Genomic DNA, 19,198 nt, shown 5'->3' with positions numbered 1-19,198 from the left:
GCAAACAGAACATCGTCTGTTCACCGGTACGATATAGAGCGATGGAAGCAGATGCCTCAGCGCTTTGCAGGTTGTGTTTTATTTAGCTTCGATAATGCTTGCTCATAGCGATCCAGTACACGTTCCGCGACTGGCTTTAGCTCTTTTGAAAGCACAGCGAATTGCAATTCACGCGATCGCGTTGATCGGTTCATAGCATTCCCCATGGTAATTCCTCCTTCAGGTACAAATCTGACAGTTTTTGTGGCCGCAAAGAGTATATTCCCGTAGGGTTTTTCTATGAAACGTGATTTAGCAGATTAAAGTGCGAAATGTGCTTCGAGATCGGTAGACTCCAGACGATTCCCGATGAAGAACTCACCGAATTCGCCGTATTTCGCGCTGACTTCGTCAAAGCGCATTTCATAGACGATTTTCTTGAACTGGAGAATATCGTTGGCGAAGAGCGTGACGCCCCATTCCCAATCGTCAAATCCAGTTGATCCGCCGATGATTTGTTGAATCTTGCCGGCATAACTTCGACCGATCATCCCGTGACGGTACATCAGCTCTTTCCGTTTCTCCATCGACAGGGTATACCAGTTATCGCCGTCGCGGCGTGATTTACTCATTGGATAGAAACAGATGTGCTTCGATTTTGGCAGAATTGGATACAAGCGGTCACGGACGTATGGATTTTCATACGGATTGCCTTCTCCTGAACCACGGTATGTCCCCAGTTCGACCACAGACACATACGAATAGGTTGGGATCAGGTAATCGTAGAGATCAAGTTTCTGCATTTTGACTTCGACGGCTTGAATGTCTTCCATCGTCGGACGAAGCACCATCAAGACGAGGTCGGCTTTTTGACCGATGATCGTATAGAGGGCATGACTTCCTTCTTTTTGTTCTTCGACTTGTGCGAGTTCACTCAAGAAAGCTTGGAATTCATGAACCATCTTTGTCCGGACCGCAGCTTCGACTTGCTTGAGACGGCTCCAGTCAATCCGGCGAAAATCATGGAATGTATACCAGCCGTCGAGTGTTTCGGCGGCTTGTTGCGTAACGGTTGGTTCTGATGATTGATGTTGCATAAGAAAACCTCCTGAATCTGGAATGGTAAACGGGTTGATCCATGTTCAATCTTACCATATCTTTTCAAATTGCCCGTAAGAAAACGGTTCATTTCAAAAGCGGACCGGACATATATCCCGAAGGAACAGGGTATGCTCTTAAAGGGTGTGAGATTTTCAGAATGTCCGGAACTGTACTATATGAAAAAAATACTGTAATAGTATTCGAAAAGTCAGTCGCAGGAATGAAAAACACACTTTTTTGCAAATTGTTTTAATAACGAAACAGAACTGTGTATAATGAACACTGGAATGAACGTACAACAAAAACCGACACTTATTCGCCATAAAAGGAGCTAATATCATGCAATTATTCGAAATGCTTGAGACAAAAGTAAAAGCCCACCAACCAACGATTGTTTTCCCTGAAGGAATCGACGCACGTGTTCTTGGTGCAGCTGTCCGTTTGAAAAAAGACGGTCTTGTGACACCGATCGTCATCGGACCACGCGTTAAAATCGAAGAGACAGCGGCTGCGAACCAAATCGATGTCACGGATCTCGAAACAATCGATCCGGCTTCATATGATGGAATTGATGAACTGGTTTCGTCATTCGTCGAACGCCGTAAAGGAAAAGCGACAGCAGAACAGGCGCGTGAAGTCATCCTCAAAGATGTCAACACGTTCGGTACGATGCTCGTTCACACAGGCAAAGCAGAAGGTCTTGTTTCTGGTGCGATGCACGCGACAGGCGATACGGTACGCCCGGCACTTCAAATCATCAAGATGCAAGAAGGTTATAAAAAGACATCAGGTGTCTTCATCATGGTCCGTGACGACGAGCAGTACGTGTTCGCCGATTGCGCGATCAACATTGCACCTGACGCTAACGATTTAGCTGAAAATGCCATCGCTTCTGCCAAAACGGCGAAAACATTCGGCATCGAGCCGAAAGTTGCGTTGCTCAGCTTCTCGACAAAAGGTTCGGCGAAATCACCGGAAACAGAACGCGTCGTCGAAGCGACACGTCTTGCGAAAGAACGGGCGCCGGAACTTGCAATCGACGGCGAATTACAATTCGACGCAGCATTCGTTCCAAGTGTCGCGAAATCAAAAGCACCGGAATCAGATGTTGCGGGTCAAGCGAACGTCTTCATCTTCCCAAGCCTTGAGTCTGGAAACATCGGCTACAAAATCGCCCAGCGTCTCGGTGGATTCGAAGCGATTGGTCCGATTCTCCAAGGTCTCAACAAACCGGTCAACGATCTTTCACGTGGTTGTAACGAAGAGGACGTCTACAAATTGGCGATCATCACAGCTGCTCAAGCGGTTGAAGAACGCCAAGTATAAGCCATTTTCGAAAAAGGCTTTACTTTTTCAGTGAACTCCGTAAAATGGAACACATCACGCATCAACGAATAAACGTATAGCAACGCTCGTATAATAGTGGGAATTGGCCCACGAGTCTCTACCGGATCGCCGTAACGGTCCGACTACGGGTGGTGAGTTACTGCTCTCTTTTTAGCGTACAGTGGCTGCCCCCGGGTAGCGGCTGTACGTTTTTTTTCGTCAAAAAAGGAGAAATCAGTTATGAAACGTTTGGAAGATATGATTACACAAGAAGGACTGGTCTTATCGGACCAGGTCTTAAAAGTCGATTCCTTTTTAAACCATCAGGTCGATCCGACTTTGATGTGGGAAATCGCCTATGAATTCATGGATCGGTTTAAAGATGCCGGAATCACCCGGATTTTGACGATTGAAGCGGGCGGGATTGCCCCCGCCATGATGACAGCCTTACGTCTTGGCGTCCCGATGGTCTACGCCCGGAAAACCAAGTCGTTGACGCTGAACGAAGGGACGATTTCAGCGGAAGTCTACTCCTTTACGAAACAACAGACAAGTACGATCACCGTCGCTGAAAAGTATCTGCAGGCAGGCGAACGGGTGTTGATCATCGATGATTTCCTGGCGAACGGCGAAGCCGCCTTTGGTCTGGCGAAACTTGTTGAACAGGCGGGAGCTGAAGTGGCAGGCTTCGGAATCGTCATTGAAAAATCATTCCAACCGGGCCGTCAAAAATTACTGGATGCCGGGTTCCGCGTCGAATCGTTGGCACGGATTAAAAAACTGGAAGCCGGACAAGCGACGTTTGTTGACCGGGTGAACGTATGAAGACATTATCGAACGTCAAGGCAGCAAGCCTTGGTCTGCAACATGTATTGGCGATGTATACCGGAGCTGCGATTGTTCCTTTGATTGTCGGTAGTGCGATCGGTTTATCCGGTGAAGAACTGGCGTATCTCGTAGCAATTGATTTGTTCATGTGCGGTGTCGCGACGTTGCTGCAGGTCTTCGTGACGAAATATACAGGGGTCGGGTTACCGGTCGTCCTCGGCTGTACGTTTACCGCAGTCGGTCCGATGATTGCAATCGGGAGTCTGCAAGGCATTACAGCGATTTACGGTGCCTTGATTGCCAGTGGACTGATCATCCTAGTGATTTCCGGTGTGTTCAGCCGGATCGCCGTCTTGTTTCCGCCGGTCGTTCTTGGATCAGTCGTCACAATCATCGGTATTTCGCTGATTCCGGCTGCCATCAATGATATCGGTGGGGGACAAGGCGCAAAGGATTTTGGCGACTTACGCTACTTAGGACTCGCTGCGTTGACGATTGTCTTGATTTTGGTCTTCAACCGATACGGGACCGTCTTTTCAAAAGCCGCAGCGGTGTTGATTGCTGTTTTGATTGGCACATTGGTCGCATTCGGCATGGGAATGATTGATTTCAGTCCGGTTGCCGAGGCATCGTGGTTCCAGATGGTGACACCATTTTACTTTGGTGTGCCGACGTTCAATGCAACAGCGATTCTGACGATGACGTTGGTTGGACTTGTTTCGATGGTCGAGTCGACAGGTGTCTTCTTGACGCTTGGGGAAATCACCGATAAAAAGTTGACGGACAAAGACTTGGCGCGCGGTTACCGCGCGGAAGGGGTAGCGACGATCATCGGCGGGATTTTTAACAGTTTCCCGTATACGACGTACAGCCAAAATGTCGGTCTGGTTCAACTGACGGGGGTCAAAACACGGAAAGTCATCGTGTTTGCAGGATTCTTTTTGATTCTGCTTGGTTTTTTACCAAAAGTCGCAACGTTCACGACCTTGATTCCAAAACCCGTTCTCGGTGGAGCAATGCTCGTCATGTTCGGGACGGTTGCAGCGAGCGGGATTCGGATTTTATCCCGTGTCAATTTTGCCAAAAATGATAATGTGATTACCGTTGCCTTAGCGCTTGGTGTCGGGCTTGGCATCAGCATGAATCCGGCAATCGTCGCGTCACTGCCGGAACAAGTCCGCGTCTTGACGGACAGTCCGATCGTCGCCGGATCGTTGACGGCCCTTCTGTTAAACGGTTTATTCCGGTTGACTGAAAAGAGACCGTACACGGAGAAATCACGTCTCGCCAAAGTTGAATAAGGTTTGTAACTTCTCAGAGGGGAGCAGTCCGCTATACTAGTTTGTATAGACGGTTGCTCCTTTCTCGTTGCGTTACATAAATCAGAATATTTCGAGTATGTGTTCTTGAACAAAAATATCACTTGAAAACGTTTACAAAACGGACACAATTTCATTATACTGACAACGTAGCGGTTAGGGGAACTGCTAGGAAACAAACAGAGACGGGAAGGACGTCGTACAGATGAAACAACAGACAGAACTGAATCGTGGGCTGGAAGAACGTCACATTACGCTGATGTCGCTGGGGGCGGCAATCGGTGTCGGACTGTTCTTGGGATCAGCGAAAGCGATTCAACTGGCAGGACCAGGTATATTGATCGGCTACTTAATCGGAGGCATCATCATCTTCATCATCATGCGGGCACTTGGGGAGCTCGCTGTTCGGGAGCCGGTATCCGGCAGTTTTGCCGAGTATGCACGAAAGTATGTCAGTCCGTTAGCCGGATTCCTGACAGGCTGGAATTATTGGTTGCTCTGGATCTTTACATGTATGGCGGAAATCACGGCAGTCGGGATCTACATGCAAGAATGGTTCCCGAATTCACCGACCTGGATGTGGGCACTTGGTGCACTCATCTTAATGACGAGCATCAACTTCATTGCCGTTAAATTTTACGGTGAGTTTGAATTTTGGTTTGCGTTGATTAAAATCATCGCCATCGTCGCAATGATCATTCTTGGTATGCTGACCATCTTCATCGGTTTCGGAAATGGCGGCACACCGGTCGGAATTTCAAACCTTTGGTCGAATGGTGGATTCTTGCCAAACGGCTTTGGTGGTGTCTTGCTTGCCATGCAGATGGTCATGTTTGCCTTCTTAGGGATTGAAGTGATTGGGGTCACAGCAGGGGAAGCAAAAAATCCGAAGAAAACGATCCGTAAGGCGGTCAATAACGTCTTCTTGCGGATTCTCGTGTTCTATATCGGAGCGTTGTTCGTCATTCTGTCGATTTATCCATGGGATCAAGTCGGTCAGAATAACAGTAGTCCGTTTGTATTATTGTTTGATTCACTTGGTATTCCGGCAGCGGCCGGTATCATCAACTTTGTCGTCTTGACGGCTGCGTTGTCGTCGTGTAACTCAGGGATTTTCTCGACGGCACGGATGATGATGAACTTGTCGCAAAACCAGGAAGCACCGAAACGATTCGCGAAGATTTCAAAAAATGGTGTCCCGGCACTGGCAACGATTCTCTCGGGCGTCGCGTTGTTAGTCGGCGTGGCCTTGAACTACTTCTTGCCGGAAGATGTGTTTGCGATCGTCACGAGCATCGCGACATTCGGAGCCGTCTGGACATGGGCGATGATCTTGATTGCTCAAATGCGGGCACGAAAAGTGCATGGTACGGCTGAATTCGCCGTTCCGTTTTTCCCGATTGCGAACTATCTTGCGTTAGCCGCACTCGCAGGTGTCATCGTCTTGATGGCGTTTGATGCCGGCACACGGATCGCATTAATCGTCGGTCCGCTCTGGTACGTGATTTTGATTGCCGTTTATTATGCACGGGGCATGCATAAGGAAAAACGTCAATCGCTTGATCAAGCATCAGGAGAATGACCTAAGAGATCAGCTTCGGCTGGTCTCTTTTGTTCTGTTTCGACGTCAGTTTTGCTACACTGAACAGAGATGAAATTAGAGGAGGAACTACTATGAGAACGATCCATGTCGATGAATTACAAGAAAAGCTTGAAGCGGGCGAAGCGTTACACGTCGTTGATGTCCGGGAACAAGACGAGTACGACGCCGGTCATATTCCAAACGTCCGTTTCCTGCCGATGTCGGAAATCGGGGAGCGCTATACCGAACTGCAAGAAGGCGAAACGTATTATCTGATCTGTAAAGCAGGGGCCCGAAGTGAGAACGTCGGACGTTTCCTCGAACAGTACGGTTACGACATCATTAATGTCGAAGGCGGCATGATGAACTGGAAGGGCGATCAAGAAGCTTAACTGAAATGAGTGAAAAGAAGGAGGTTCCTTACAAAAAGGAATTTTCTTCTTTTTTTATTTGCTGTGAAAAAATACACATTCTAGCCGATAAAAAGAATAGAACAACGAGTCATCGTACTCGAGAATGGGAGAGAGAGATGAAAGAAAAGAAAAAACGCACGTTAAGCATCAAACAAAAACTGATTTTGACCTCTATGCTCTTATTATTGATTCCGTCACTTTTAATCGGCTTTGTCTCATACAGTCAAGCCAAACAAAAAATCACGGATCAGATTCTTCAGTCGGCCCATGCCGGTGTCGACCGGATGAATGACGAAATCATGAACATCGTTGATCCGATGCGACGGGATGTCGCGTTTTTTGCGGATCGCATCGACGGCACGTTATATGAATCGGGCAAGCAGAACCTCGACTTAAAAGAAAAAATGACCGAATACTTAGATACACACCCGCAAGCCGCCAACATTTATTATGCGACGACGACGGGGGAAATGACGATTTATCCGGAACAGTCGATGCCGGAAGACTATGATCCACGGGACCGTCCGTGGTACCAGGCAGCAGAAGATGCGAGCGGTAAAGTCGTCATCACCGATCCCTATGTCGATGCAGCTTCTGGAAAAATGATGGTCACCTTGTCTCAAACCGGAGGCAACGGACGTGGTGTCATCGCGGTGGACGTCGATGTCGATCGAATCGCGGAAATCGCCAAGAAAATCAAAATCGGTAAAGAAGGTTACGTGACGATTTTAGATTCCGATAAAAAATTCGTCAGTCACCCGACATTAAAACCCGGTGAAACAGCCTCAGGGGACTGGGTCGATTCAATCTACGCCGGTAAAGCGGGACAATTTTCCTATCTGTTTGAAAATGAAGAAAAACAAATGGACTTCATGACGAACAGTCTGACGGGCTGGAAGGTCGCCGGCACACTGTACGACCATGAAATCACGGATGAATCATCGAGTATCCTTTGGACGACACTCGGCGTCATCGCTGCGACATTCGTCTTGGCCGCTGTACTCTTATTCTTTATCTTACGTTCGATCATCAGTCCGCTGAACCGTTTGACGAAGAGTGCGGAACGGATTCAAGAAGGTGATTTGACGGAGCAGGTCGTCGTCGAATCCAACGATGAAATCGGGCAAGTGGCAGAAAGCTTTAACGTCATGATTGGATCGCTCCGGTCGATCATCACGAATCTTGATCAATCGATTGGTCAAGTTGCCGCTTCTTCGGAAGAGTTGATGGCAAATGCCACACAAACGACGGCAGCTTCTGAACAAATCGCCGGCTCGATCCAAGAGATGGCGGCAGGTGCCGGTCAATCTAAACGTCAACTCGACGGGAATGCCGTTTCTTTACAAGCCATTACTTCCGGCGTCATGCGAATTGCTGAAAGTTCGACCAACGTGTCCGAGCTGTCACGCGCGACGGCAACAGAAGCGGAAGACGGAACAGCAGCCGTTGCGAAAAACGTCGAACAGATGAAGGCGATTGATGCCTCGGTCGAAAACTTCGGGGAAGTCATCCAGTCGCTTGCACACCGTTCAAATGAAATCGGAAAGATTGTCGATGTCATCAACGGTATTGCGACGCAAACGAATTTGCTTGCGCTCAACGCGGCCATCGAAGCGGCACGAGCAGGCGAAAACGGGAAAGGATTTGCCGTCGTCGCAAGTGAAGTCCGTAAACTCGCGGAACAATCGCAGGACTCGACGAAACAAATCTCTGACTTGATTCAAAACATCAAACAGGAAACGGAACGATCCGTCTTCCTGATGAAAGAAGTGTCGCATCATACGAAGGCGGGACTGGAAACGACGGAAGATTCGGCAGTCCGTTTCGAACAAATCATGTTGCGGACACAAGAGATGACACCGCGCATTGAAGATGTCACGGCAACAGTCGAAGAAATTGCCGCAAACGTCCAGGAAGTGTCAGCCTCTGCGACGGAAATCGCGCATATCGCCGATGAGAATTCTTCAGCGGCAGAACGTGTCGCTGCGACAACAGAAGAACAGCTTGGTTCGATGGAAGATATTTCGCAGTCGGCCAAAACATTGTCCGATATGGCAGAAGAACTGCAAGTTCTTGTTTCACGTTTTAAAGTCTAATCTCTCAAACGATCGTCCCTGCGGGTGACGGTCGTTTTTTGTCTTTGAAAAAGGTCTTGTTTCCGACGAGATTTCCGGTGTTTTTTGCTTGAACGTCCCCTGAAACGGGAAAATACAACTATAGCCTGGTCATTCATAATCGGGAGGTGTTGACGATGGCACGACTGACAAAATTGATGGAGTGGCAACAAGCGGGTCTGATTGACGCAGAGACCATCAACCGGATCAAAGACTACGAAACACACCGGCAAAAAAAGAAACGTGTCCCGCTTTTGTTGATTGTCGGCCTGACATTCGTGGGTCTGGCCCTACTCAGCTTTTTAGCAGCAAATTGGCAAGCGATTCCCGCACTCATTAAAATTGGGTTAGTCCTGGTGCTCATGGTCAGCTGTTACGTCCTCGCCGATTTGTCGGAGCGACGGACGATCTGGAATCCCGTTGCCTTTCGTGTTCTCGGTATTATCGCGTTTGCGGGAGCCCTCATTGTCACGGTCCAAAGTTTTCATATGTCGATGCAAGGATCCTTCATTGGATGGGCCGTATTTCTGGCAGCGCTCGGTCATTTCTTCACTTGGCGTCATCCCGCATACGCGATTCTTGCCTTCATCGCCGGTCTGAACATCTTTACCGGCGTCGGGGGATTCGGAAGCGAGCAGGCGACGTTTCTTGACTGGACATCGATCGTCTTCCTCGTCCTTGTCTCGCTCGCATGGTTTTATTTCAACCAATCTTTCCCGTCCTTGATCCTCAGTTGGTTGTTTCTTTATCTGGCGGGTCTCGAACTGTTTGCCCTTGTCTCCTATGACGGTGTCCTGTGGCCGATTTGGACGTTATTTGCCCTCGTTCCGCTGTTACTCGTCGTCAAAGAAGAAGCGCATCGTCAGGTGTTATACCATCTCTACCTGGTCGTCGCCGCAATCAACTCCTTGATTTATCTGACGGTCCGTGCCGAGACGACGGATTCCTCGATTCCTTGGGGGGAAGCGATTGCTCTTGTGGTGTTCACGATCGGAATCGGTTACCTCGTCTACCGGAAGTTTCAACCGTTGCTTTGGATTTTGCCGCTCGGTCTGTTTGGATTGTTATGGTTTGATGAACGGGCGATTTTAATCGCGGCGCTCGTTGAAATCCTCGCTTTTGTCTATTTGATTGAACGGGAACGCCAAGGCAGCCGATTGACGATTCCGTTCCTCTATTTCATCGCCGTCCAGCTGACAATCTACTTCATCTATGCCTGGAACCGGCTCGATATGTCGCTGTTTTTCTTAGTCGGAGCAGTGCTCGTATTCCTGATTGCCGGCATCTTGTGGTGGATCCGAAAACGTCGTGAGGGAGGAGTGACGTCATGAAACGGTATCTGTTTCCGGTCCTGCAAATCATCATCGTCTTAGGTGTGATTCTGAGCTTTTATTCGATTTCCTGGTTGGGTGACAGCTATCGTTTCCGGGCGGAACCCTTTGATCCGTTTAGTCCTGTGTACGGAGAATATGTCATGCTGCAATATCCGGATTTAAAACCGGAGGACTCCGTCAAGAAAGGGTTAGTCTACGTCACGTTTACGACAGATGCGGACGGTTATGCGAAGATCGACCGGATCTCCAATGAACGCTTTTTCGGGTCTGTTGCCGGTGACTATTACGATCAATACGTGACGATTCCCCAGCTGACCCAGTACTATGTCGAACAAGGCACCGGTAAAGGATATGAAGATGCAAAAAAACTGGAAGTCAAAGCCGATGTTTCGCCTTGGGGAACAGTCCGGGCGACTGAATTGTTGGTTCGAAAGTAGTTGAATGGACTCAGAAAAACACAAAAACCGTTTGGACCCATCACCTTTAAACGTGATGATCCAAGCGGTTTTATGATTACGCCGACTTTTTAACTTTTTCCCAACGTGGTGAATTGAGCAACTCAATCCATTTGCGGACAGCAGAGATTGTGATGACAATCGCGAGTATCCCCATCGTGACGGAAAGCACCGTATTGAGGATGCTGAAGCCGGCAGATGCCGGATTGGCATAGACGTTTGCCACCATCCAGATGTCGGCGAACGTCACCGTCACGAGCAAGTAGACGAGCGGAATGAATGTCGTTAAGGCATACACCTTTTTGTCGGCAATCTTCAGGATGATCGTCGTTCCGATAATCAATCCGATGGATGCCATCAATTGATTCGAGACGCCGAACAATGCCCAAATCGATCCGATGTCACCGGAGAACAGCAGATAGCCCCAGAAGAACGTACCGAGTGCACTGGCAAAAATCGCACCGGGAATCCAGTCGACCCGTTTTAACGGTTTGTAGAATTCCCCGAAGAAGTCCTGAATCAGGTAACGGGCAACCCGTGTCCCGGCGTCGATTGCCGTTAAGATGAAGACGGCTTCAAAAAGAATCACGAATTGGAAGAAGAAGCCGGCAATTTCCCGGAACCATGGAATCGCCCGGAAGATGAACGTCATCCCGACGGCCAGGGAAACTGCTCCGCCGGTCCGTCCGGCTAGATCAAGCCCGATTTCCCGCGACATTTCGTCAAGATAGACCGTACTCATACCAAGTGTCGCGAACACTTCAGGTGTCGAGTTGATCGCGAAGTAGTCACCGACTTCGAGTGACGTCGCGGCAATCAAGGCCATGACGGCGACGAGACACTCGACGAGCATGGCGCCAAAGGCAACCGGTTTGATGTCGCTCCAACGATTGATCATCTTGGGTGTCGTACCGGAACCGACAAAAGCATGGAAACCGGAAATCGCACCACACGCGATCGTGATCGAGATGAACGGCCAAACGGGACCGGCGATGATCGGACCACCACCATCCACGAATTTCGTGAAAGCGGGGAAGCGGATTTCCGGATTGATGATGAAGACCCCGATGATCAAGGCAAGGAAAACCCCGATCTTCATAAAACTCGATAAGTAATCCCGTGGAGCGAGCAACAGCCAAACCGGTAAAGCAGCAGCAAAGAAGGCGTAGATCGGTAAAGCAATTGCCAGTTGGCGGGAAGATAAATCAAACCAACTGCCGATGAACGTATCTGTCAGCTGCGGACCAAAACCGATTGCTGCAAGAATCAGTAAAAAGCCGACGATTGATGCGAACACGAGATTTCCGCCTTTACGTAAGTAAATACCGACTGCCATCGCGATCGGAATCGTCGAGAAGACAGCAAACGTTCCCCATGGGTTATGTTCAAGGGCATGCAAAACGACCATCGACAAGCCGGCCATCGTGATTGTGATGATGAAGAGCATCGCAAGACCGGCACAAAAACCAGCGACCGGTCCGAGCTCTTTTTTGGCGACTTCCGATAACGATTGACCGTCTTGGCGCATCGAAGCGAACAGGACGACCATATCGTGGACGGCACCGCCGATGACGGCTCCAATCAGGAGCCAAAGCAGACCGGGTAAGTAACCGAACTGAGCGGCGAGTACAGGACCGACAAGCGGTCCGGCAGCCGCGATGGCGGCGAAGTGGTGACCAAACGAAACCCACTTGTTCGTCGGGACATAGTCTTTTCCATCGGCGAATTTATGGGCCGGTGTTTCCCGGTCCTCTTTGATTTTTAGGACCTTAACGGCCATGAACGTGCCGTAAAGACGATAGACGATTAATAAAATACAAATGACAGCAATGACAATCGGGGTAGCGCTCATTCATTAGACCTCCTCGTAAATTGGTATAAGGAAAGTGTACGCTAAATGAAAACGCTTTCTTTTATTTTGGGGACAAGTGGTTGTTTTTGAAGGATGACACGTTGGAAAGGGGCGATGAACGGAAAAAAGGAAACACTCAGATCCCGAGCGCTTCCTTTAAGATTTTGACATACGTCCGACTGACCGGAACATCAATTTGTTGGATTTTAATCGTATAGGCACCGTTGAACCATGGTTCGATTGCTTCGATGGCGGCTAAATTGACGAGATAAGACCGGTGGACACGCAAGAAACGGTGATCGGCTAATTTTTTTTCGAGTTCTTGTAACGTATCATTCGATGGATAGGCGTCCGAGCGGGTGACGATTTTGGTTTTACCGTTTTCGGCGACGATGTAATCGACCTCTCGCGGGGAAAGCAGCTTCAACTGATCTCCCGACTCGACCGCCAACCGTTCGACACGCGGCGCTTTGGCGAGTGGTTTTCGCATGACTTTTTCAATGGCCCGGACAATCCGTGACGGATCGTACGGTTTTAAGATGTAGTCATACGCATTCAGTTCGAAAGCTTCGAGTGCGTGGGCATCATAAGCGGTTACAAACAAGATAGCCGGAGGGTGGGGCATCGACTGCAACCGTTTGGCGATGTCGAGACCACTCCCGTCAATCAATTCGATGTCGAGAAAAACGAGGTCCGGTTGGAGCGTTCGCACGAGTTGCTCCGCTTCCAGGACATGTCCGGTCTCGGCGACGACATCGAGTCCGGCTCGGACGACGTGATAGCGGAGTTCGTCGCGGGCAAGCGGTTCATCTTCAATTAGAATCGTGCGCATGAAGCATCTCCTTTCCTGTTTCGAGCGGAAGATGGATGGTGATGGTTGTACCTTCCCCGGGCTGACTGGTCAATCGGAAGGCCCCTTTTTCCGCATAAAGACTTTTGATTCGTTCTGCTGTATTAAAGATCGCGGTTCCGGTTCCGTTTGACGCGACGACTTCACGACCCAGACGGGCGAGTCGTTCCGGTGCGATGCCGCATCCATTGTCGACGACTTCCAAGACCAATTGATCGGCCGTTGTCCAAGCGGTCACTCCCACATAGCCGGTCTGTCCGGGAGAGAAGGCGTGCTGGAACGCGTTTTCGATGAGCGGTTGGAGAATGAACGGTGGAACCAGCAACTGTTCGCTCCCGTCCGAAAGATCAATATCGACGAAGGGACGATTGGGAAATCGGGCCGCTTCGAGTGAAATATAGGCTTCGATATGTTCCAGTTCTTTTTGTAAGGGAATCTTCGTCGAACGGGCACCCTGCAAATTACTGCGGAAGAAAGTCGACAATTCGAGTAACAAGCTCCGAGCTTGTTCGACATCCGTCCGACAGGAAGCGTAAATCGTATTGATGGCATTAAACAAGAAGTGCGGATGGATTTGTGCTTCAAGGGCGCGGATTTCCGCATCCTTCAGCAAACCTGCCTGTCGTTCCGCATTACCGAGTGCGAGTTGCGTCGAAAATAATTTCGCTAACCCTTCAATCAGTTCGACTTCGACCGCATCCAGTACATCAGGGTGCGGATAATAGACTTTCAGCGTTCCGACGGTTGTTCCGCCGATTGTCAACGGAGCAATGATCCCGGCTTGAAGCGGACAATCTGATTTCGGACAGCCGATGTCATCGCGGTCAGTGACAAGCCGGAGTTGTCCGTCCATCAAGACATGTTCGGTCGGACGTGTCGTCCATTGACCACCCGCTTGATGATGGTCGCTGCCGACGCCAAGATGCGCCAGAATGACGGATTGATCGGTCAAGGAGACCGCGTCGGCACGTGTTTGTTGCAACAGGATGTCCGCGACGGCCTCGGCCGTTTGGATATTCAAGCCGCGTGTTAAGTACGGTAACGTCAAGTCGGCGATATGCAGCGAGCGCTCCGCTTCCCGTGCCCGGACATGTTCTTCCTCCCGCGCCGCCAATCGAATGATCGACAGGAACAGCCAGACGCCAAGCACATTGACGATCGTCATCGGGATGAAGATGAACTGGACGAGTTCGATCGCAGCCGGGAAGGGATCAGACAACAGAAGAATCAGTGACATTTCAAAAATCATTAAAAATCCGGTCAAACAAATCGGGAGCAGCGCTTGGCTTCCCAAGCGATCACGCCAATAAGCACGTAAGCACCCGCTGACACCACCTGCGATCACGGTCGCGAGGGCACAGGCGAAGGCGGTGAAACCACCGAGTGTATACCGGTGGATTCCGACGAGCAGTCCCGTAATCGTGCCGCCGACGGGACCGGCAAGCAAGCCGCTGATGACGACGATCATCGTCCGTGTATTCGCAATGGCAGACGTCCCGTTCACTTCATCAAGCCAGGTATGCGGTAAAAACTTGGCCAAATCGACTTTGACACCGGTGTAGTTGCTGAGTATGCCGTATGTGGCGAAAAATAAAATCAGCAAGCCGAATTGCCAACCGGCTTCCGGTTGCTTCAGCACACGACGTGTTGGTCCCCACTGGGCGAGGATGAACGCTAAAATGATCATGATCCCCAAACGCTCCAGTAAAAAGGGGATGAGTTCCAGCATGACATCCCTCCATTCGCTTTAAGTGTAAACGCTACCGAAAAAGAGGACAACGAAAAAAAGGATGACAGATTTTAAAGTCCGTCATCCTTTTCTATGCAGAACGCGACTTGGAAGCCCGCTCCTTGATGTTCTTGATTATTGTGCGTCTTTGTCGAACGTAATCCGAGCAATCGCATCGTGTTGGTGGATAGTTTCTTCATTTCGGCATTCAACGAAGAAGGACGCGATTGGATCCATTTCGTAAAGATCGGCAGCGATTAAGCGCACCATGTCTTCGACGAAACGTGGGTTTTCGTATGCCATTTCTGTGACACGTTTTTCATCCGGACGTTTGAGGACCGGGTGAAGCGGTGCTGAAGCATTTGATTCTGCAGCGTCGAGGAGCTCTTGTTTCCAGTTGAAGTCATCCGCTTCGTCGCGTAAAGCAGCTTCCATCGTGACGTAACCACGTTGGTTATGGGCACTGTATTCACTGATTTCTTTTGAACATGGGCAAAGTGTCGTCACATTGATCGTCAAACCGACCGACAATGTGGCTTCGTTTGTTTCGGTGTTGACACTGACGGTTTGCCATACTTCGGCATTCATCAAGCCACTGAGTCCCGTTGCCGGAGCTTTACGTGTGAAGAACCACGGGTAACGGATTGTTAATTGTCCTTCTGATTGCTCCATCCGCTCAGCGAGATCACGAGCGAATTGAATGAGTGATTCATTTGTGACGACCCAGCCTTCGTTATGGTACTGGTCGAGTTGTTCTGTCAAACGACTCATGTTGATTCCTTTACGGTCTTGTACAAGCGAAGTCGACAGTTCGAACGTCGCGATGGTTGCTTGTGTCGTCTCGCCATCTTGAATGACAACAGGATGTTTCACGTTCGAGATACCTACTGCATCCAGTGCAAATAAGAAATTCTTTGGTGTATTTTGCAGATCGACCATTTTATCTTTTTCAGTTGGTTTTGTTCCTTTAATAGGGGGAACAGAACCAAAAAGCTTGTGACGCTCTTCTTTGGTTGGCAGTGTAATCGGGTAGGTAGACATTCAGATCGGCCCCTTTGTCCTTTTGTAGTAGTGCAAGTAGTAATAACATGACAGGAATGCTAGAGACGAGCAAGTCTGATGATTCCGTGAATGTGTTTCGCGACATATCGTTGCTATGAATTTTATCACGAACACGACCCAAAACGAAACTCGCAAGTCTCGAAAGAAACAGTTTGCTGATTTGATGGAATAACTTGCTTGCAATCGGGTATACTATCATATAGTATGTGTTCATGTGAACGTGTAAACTATCGTGTCGTGTGAATTCTTAATTTAGCTTATATTGTATAGGAAGGAATGAAGTAGATGGATTGGCAGTTAGTACTTCAATATGCCTGGGTCGTCCTTGTTTTAATTGCTTTAGAAGGACTTCTTTCGGCAGATAACGCGCTTGTTTTGGCAGTAATGGTAAAACATTTGCCGGGCGAGCAACAGAAAAAGGCTTTATTTTATGGATTGGCAGGAGCATTTGTGCTTCGATTCGCGGCATTATTCGCAATTTCATTCCTCGTCGACATTTGGCAGATTCAAGCACTTGGTGCCGCCTATCTCTTGATCATGGGACTGCGGCATATCTACAAAACCGTCAAGGCCCGGCGAATTGGTGAAAATCATGGCGCCGAAAATGAACTTGACGAAGAACCAAAATCAGAAGAACCGGTCTCAAAAGCAGAGTTTTGGAGAACCGTTGCAAAAATCGAATTCGCTGACCTTGCGTTTGCCGTCGATTCGATTTTGGCAGCCGTCGCACTGGCTGTTGCTCTTCCGAACTGGGGAACTGGAGAAATTGGTGGCTTAAACACAGGTCACTTCGTCGTCATCTTAACGGGTGGACTGATGGGGGTCGTCTTGATGCGATTCGCAGCACGTGTCTTCGTTAAATTGCTGGCCGAGCGTCCTGGTCTTGAAACAGCCGCTTTCGCCATCGTTGCTTGGGTCGGGGTAAAACTCGCAGTCCTCGCACTCGAACACCCGAACTACCATGCATCGATCGAAGGAACGATTTTTGAAGCAATGAAACTTCCGGAAGGTTTTGCTCACAGTACACCATGGCAAATCTTCTTCTGGACAGTGATGGTCAGTCTTGCACTTTGGGGTTGGTTCTCATCTCCAAAAACGAAATCAAATCCAGATGCAGAAAAGAAAGTCGAAAAAGAGTTATAAGAAAGCTGAGGCTCTCCTGAAATGGAGAGCCTTTTTTTGTCTGAAAATCCTCCGGACCGGGTAAAAAGAAAAATCATCCTCAAGCCTTCAGTCTTTTTCTTTTAGGTAAGCCGCATTATAATAAACTTACTGAACAAAAAGGGGATTCGTTTTATGGATATTGGATTAATTACGCAGTATGCGACCGTTGGGCTCGTCTTGATCATCTTGCAAGGGCTGTTGTCTGCTGACAACGCGATGGTCATGGCTGTCCTCGTTCGTCCGTTACCGGATGAGCAACGGAAAAAAGCTTTGTTTTATGGATTGATTGGGGCCCTCGTCTTACGTTTTGTCGCCATCTTCTTCGCCTCGTACTTGGCGACGGTTTGGGAATTGCAGGCACTTGGGGCGATTTATCTGTTTTATGTCGCCTTCAAAGGGATTGTGGAAGCACGATCTAACAAACATCAAGTGCCGGACGCGATGGCATCACAAAAAGCGTCCCCTAATTTTTGGTGGACGGTCGTCAAAGTCGAGTTTTCAGATTTAGCATTTGCCGTTGATTCGACGCTGGCAGCGGTTGCCATGGCGACGACGCTACCGATGATTGGCGGAACGATTGGCGGATTGAACACCGGACAATTCTGGGTCGTCTTCTTCAGCGGAATCATCGGACTGGTCATCATGCGTTACTTCGCCAGCTGGTTCGTCGTCTTGTTACAGAAACGACCGGGTATTGAAGAAGCTGCCTTTTGGCTCGTCGCCTGGGTTGGGGTGAAGTTAGTCGTCATGACGCTTGCTCATCCATCGATTGACGTGTTACCACATGAATTTCCGGAGAGTACACTTTGGCAAACTATTTTCTGGGTTGTCCTCGCACTGATTTTGGTGTTAGGTTGGTTTAGAAGTGGTACGAAAACAGAAAAATAATAAAGAAAAGCGGGCAAGGGTCATCATTCCCCTGCCCGTTTTTGAATGAGGAGAGATGACGATGCAAAACGGTAATTTCATTCGGATGTTGACACGGATGCAAAATGTTCCGCGCTGGGATGAGTACGCTCCGCGTTTTCCGGATAATGCGGCGAGTCACAGCTTTCGGGTCGCGTTATTCAGCTTGATGGCGAGTTATATCGAAGAGGAGGCGACCGGCGTCAAGTTGGATCGTCTGTCGTTACTCGGAAAAGCTTTGTTTCACGACATGAACGAAGTCATCACGGGACCGATCAAACACCGGACGAAAAAAGAACCGACGCTGCATGCGCATATTCAGGCGATGGAACAACAAGCGAGTGAAAAACTCGTCGCGCTGCTGTCCAAGTCGTTGCAACCGGATTTTACGAACTATCTTGTCTTTGCGGAAGATGATTCGCGGGAAGGACAGATGGTCGAGGCGGTGGATACGTTTGATGCGATGTTGTTTGCGAAACGGGAAGCCGACATGACCGGGTCGACGTTCTTTAAAGCCAAAACGGCGGAATTGCAGACAGTGCTTTTAGATCATCCTATACATGCGATCCGGACGTTGACCCATTCCGTGTTTGCGGAAGATACCATGTCGCGCTTCATCGACAACGTCCTGATGATGGATACGATCCGGCGCTGGAAAGGCCGTTTTAATACGATTGATGATAACGATGCGACGCATGCGTTCCGTGCTGCATCGCTTGGGCTATTCAACGGCTTGATTGAATCGAAGAAGTACGGCGTGGAGATCGATACGGCGGAAGTCGTGTCGCGTCTGCTTTGTCATGATTTGGTCGAAGGAACGACAGGCGATGTCCTCGGTCCCGTCAAACATGCGACGCCTGTCACGGCAGCGGCTTTTGAAGCGTATGAGCGGACGGAAGGGGAAGCGTTGATTCATCTGCTTCCGGCATCGATGCAGCGTGAGTTTCACCGGTTTGTCGTCGAAGCCAAAGATGAAACGTATGAAGGCCAGATGGTCGATGTCGTCGACAAACTCGATGCATTGATTAAGATGAACATGGAGCGGAAACTGAACGGCGTCGAATACGAGACGGGTTACCGGGCACAATTAAAGAAAGTCCAAACGGCCTATGAGAATCCATCGGTAGTCTTTTTCCTTGCCTATGTCTTACATGACTTGGATTACGTGACATCTTAAAAGGAGG

17 protein-coding genes and 1 riboswitch are annotated in these 19,198 nt (G+C 49.2%); of the genes, 11 read left to right on the top strand and 6 right to left on the bottom strand.

Going from position 1 to position 19,198, the window contains the following annotated elements; genetic code table 11:
* Positions 1–56 precede the first annotated feature (56 nt).
* A complete protein-coding gene (locus tag D3D03_RS16830; RefSeq protein ID WP_012369127.1) occupies positions 57–206 on the bottom strand; it encodes a hypothetical protein in 150 nt (49 codons plus the stop codon).
* A gap of 93 nt (positions 207–299) precedes the next feature.
* The gene (gene hemQ, locus D3D03_RS13020; protein ID WP_119923788.1) at positions 300–1,076 is read right to left on the bottom strand and encodes a hydrogen peroxide-dependent heme synthase; all 777 of its coding nucleotides are present in this window, start codon (positions 1,074–1,076) and stop codon (positions 300–302) included.
* A gap of 343 nt (positions 1,077–1,419) precedes the next feature.
* Between hemQ and pta the strand changes: the two genes are divergently transcribed.
* The 8 genes from pta to D3D03_RS12980 all read left to right on the top strand — a co-directional run bounded on the left by pta (position 1,420) and on the right by D3D03_RS12980 (position 10,433).
* Positions 1,420–2,406: a phosphate acetyltransferase gene (gene pta / locus D3D03_RS13015; RefSeq protein WP_119923787.1), complete on the top strand. Its 987-nt coding sequence runs from the start codon at positions 1,420–1,422 to the stop codon at positions 2,404–2,406.
* Positions 2,407–2,472: 66 nt separating this feature from the next.
* Positions 2,473–2,572: riboswitch (purine riboswitch) on the top strand.
* 74 nt (positions 2,573–2,646) lie between these two features.
* Entirely contained in the window at positions 2,647–3,231 is a 585-nt protein-coding gene (locus tag D3D03_RS13010; protein ID WP_026834201.1) for a xanthine phosphoribosyltransferase, read from the top strand.
* A complete protein-coding gene (locus D3D03_RS13005; protein WP_119923786.1) occupies positions 3,228–4,535 on the top strand; it encodes a nucleobase:cation symporter-2 family protein in 1,308 nt (435 codons plus the stop codon). The genes D3D03_RS13010 and D3D03_RS13005 overlap by 4 nt, the downstream gene beginning before the upstream one ends.
* Positions 4,536–4,758: 223 nt before the next feature.
* Positions 4,759–6,135, top strand: coding sequence for an amino acid permease (locus tag D3D03_RS13000; protein ID WP_026834199.1), 1,377 nt, complete (start codon positions 4,759–4,761; stop codon positions 6,133–6,135).
* Positions 6,136–6,227: 92 nt separating this feature from the next.
* A complete protein-coding gene (locus D3D03_RS12995) occupies positions 6,228–6,527 on the top strand; it encodes a rhodanese-like domain-containing protein (protein ID WP_026834198.1) in 300 nt (99 codons plus the stop codon).
* A 137-nt stretch (positions 6,528–6,664) separates the two neighbouring features.
* Positions 6,665–8,644 (top strand): methyl-accepting chemotaxis protein, encoded by a 1,980-nt coding sequence (locus D3D03_RS12990; RefSeq protein WP_119923785.1) that lies wholly within the window; start codon positions 6,665–6,667, stop codon positions 8,642–8,644.
* 155 nt (positions 8,645–8,799) lie between these two features.
* Positions 8,800–9,993 carry a DUF2157 domain-containing protein gene (locus D3D03_RS12985; protein WP_119923784.1) on the top strand — a complete coding sequence of 398 codons (1,194 nt, stop codon included), beginning with the start codon at positions 8,800–8,802 and terminating at the stop codon, positions 9,991–9,993.
* On the top strand, positions 9,990–10,433 hold the full coding sequence (locus D3D03_RS12980) for a GDYXXLXY domain-containing protein (protein WP_119923783.1): 444 nt from the start codon (positions 9,990–9,992) through the stop codon (positions 10,431–10,433). Before D3D03_RS12985 ends, D3D03_RS12980 begins: the two co-directional genes overlap by 4 nt.
* 76 nt (positions 10,434–10,509) lie before the next feature.
* Here the strand turns inward: D3D03_RS12980 and D3D03_RS12975 are convergent, their stop codons facing one another.
* The 4 genes from D3D03_RS12975 to folE2 all read right to left on the bottom strand — a co-directional run bounded on the left by D3D03_RS12975 (position 10,510) and on the right by folE2 (position 15,923).
* On the bottom strand, positions 10,510–12,303 hold the full coding sequence (locus D3D03_RS12975; RefSeq protein ID WP_119923782.1) for a carbon starvation CstA family protein: 1,794 nt from the start codon (positions 12,301–12,303) through the stop codon (positions 10,510–10,512).
* Positions 12,304–12,439: 136 nt separating this feature from the next.
* Positions 12,440–13,135: a LytR/AlgR family response regulator transcription factor gene (locus tag D3D03_RS12970; RefSeq protein WP_026834193.1), complete on the bottom strand. Its 696-nt coding sequence runs from the start codon at positions 13,133–13,135 to the stop codon at positions 12,440–12,442.
* Positions 13,116–14,882, bottom strand: a complete 1,767-nt coding sequence (locus D3D03_RS12965; RefSeq protein WP_119923781.1) for a LytS/YhcK type 5TM receptor domain-containing protein — start codon at positions 14,880–14,882, stop codon at positions 13,116–13,118. The genes D3D03_RS12970 and D3D03_RS12965 overlap by 20 nt, the downstream gene beginning before the upstream one ends.
* Before the next feature lie 135 nt (positions 14,883–15,017).
* Positions 15,018–15,923 carry a GTP cyclohydrolase FolE2 gene (gene folE2 / locus D3D03_RS12960; protein WP_028107166.1) on the bottom strand — a complete coding sequence of 302 codons (906 nt, stop codon included), beginning with the start codon at positions 15,921–15,923 and terminating at the stop codon, positions 15,018–15,020.
* A 306-nt stretch (positions 15,924–16,229) separates the two neighbouring features.
* Here folE2 and D3D03_RS12955 point away from each other — a divergent pair, with 306 nt between their 5' ends.
* From D3D03_RS12955 to D3D03_RS12945, 3 genes are all read left to right on the top strand, one after another.
* On the top strand, positions 16,230–17,087 hold the full coding sequence (locus D3D03_RS12955; protein ID WP_028107165.1) for a TerC family protein: 858 nt from the start codon (positions 16,230–16,232) through the stop codon (positions 17,085–17,087).
* Between the two features lie 153 nt (positions 17,088–17,240).
* Complete coding sequence (locus tag D3D03_RS12950; RefSeq protein ID WP_119923780.1) at positions 17,241–17,996, top strand: TerC family protein; 756 nt, start codon at positions 17,241–17,243, stop codon at positions 17,994–17,996.
* Between the two features lie 61 nt (positions 17,997–18,057).
* The gene (locus D3D03_RS12945; protein WP_026834188.1) at positions 18,058–19,191 is read left to right on the top strand and encodes a YfbR-like 5'-deoxynucleotidase; all 1,134 of its coding nucleotides are present in this window, start codon (positions 18,058–18,060) and stop codon (positions 19,189–19,191) included.
* Positions 19,192–19,198 lie beyond the last annotated feature (7 nt).

The sequence above is a fragment of the Exiguobacterium sp. RIT452 genome, from assembly GCF_003598705.1.
Taxonomy (GTDB): Bacteria; Bacillota; Bacilli; order Exiguobacteriales; family Exiguobacteriaceae; genus Exiguobacterium_A; species Exiguobacterium_A undae.
The sequence above is the reverse complement of the archived record's forward strand: the minus strand, read 5'-3'. Positions and strand labels throughout refer to the sequence as shown.